Here is a 672-nt window from a genome sequence, read left to right on the forward strand (position 1 = left end):
TTAGAAACAATCCCAAACACCAAAGCCGCTATCAAAAAATGGCTGAAGGCCTTGTCCTGCAAAGTGGCCATCGCAATTGAAGCCACCAATATCTACCACTTGGAGTTTGCTGATCTAGCTCATGAAGCTGGTTGCGTGGTTTACATGGTTGGAGGTTATGAGCTCAAGCATTACCGCGAAAGCGTGAAGATCCGGGCCAAGACCGATGCTTTGGATGCCAAGTTGCTCGTCCGCTACTTGAGAAAGGAGGCAGACGAACTGCGTCCCTGGACACCTCCATCACCGCTGTATCGCCATCTTCTAAGCCTGTTTCGTCGGCGCGCAGCCTTGGTTCAGGCGCGCGTCAGCCTGACGCAAAGCTGGGCGAACGAGCCGCTTCTTAAGGCCTCGTTTGCCGAACAGGTGAAGTCGATGCAGAGACTGGAAGGGTTAATCGAAAAAATGATCAGTGACTGCCTGAAAGAAGCAGGTTTACTGGGTCAGTTGAAGCGTTGCTTGAAAGTCGAAGGCATCGGTTTTTTGACTGGCGCGCGTTTGATTGCCACCTTCCAACGGGGAGAGTTCAGGAATTCGGACGCGTTTATCGCCTTTCTTGGTATGGATTTGCGCGTCAACAAGTCAGGACAGAAGGATGGTCGTCGTAGTTTAAGTAAGCGCGGCGACTCAGAAGCT

General features: G+C 51.8%; 1 protein-coding gene. It reads left to right on the top strand.

Annotation, left to right across the window (positions count from 1 at the left end):
* On the top strand, positions 1 to 672 hold a 672-nt coding region (locus GIW79_RS29560; protein ID WP_236456739.1), incomplete at both ends, for an IS110 family transposase.

It is taken from the genome of Pseudomonas sp. PA-7-1E (assembly GCF_021605325.1).
GTDB lineage: Bacteria > Pseudomonadota > Gammaproteobacteria > Pseudomonadales > Pseudomonadaceae > Aquipseudomonas > Aquipseudomonas fluorescens_BV.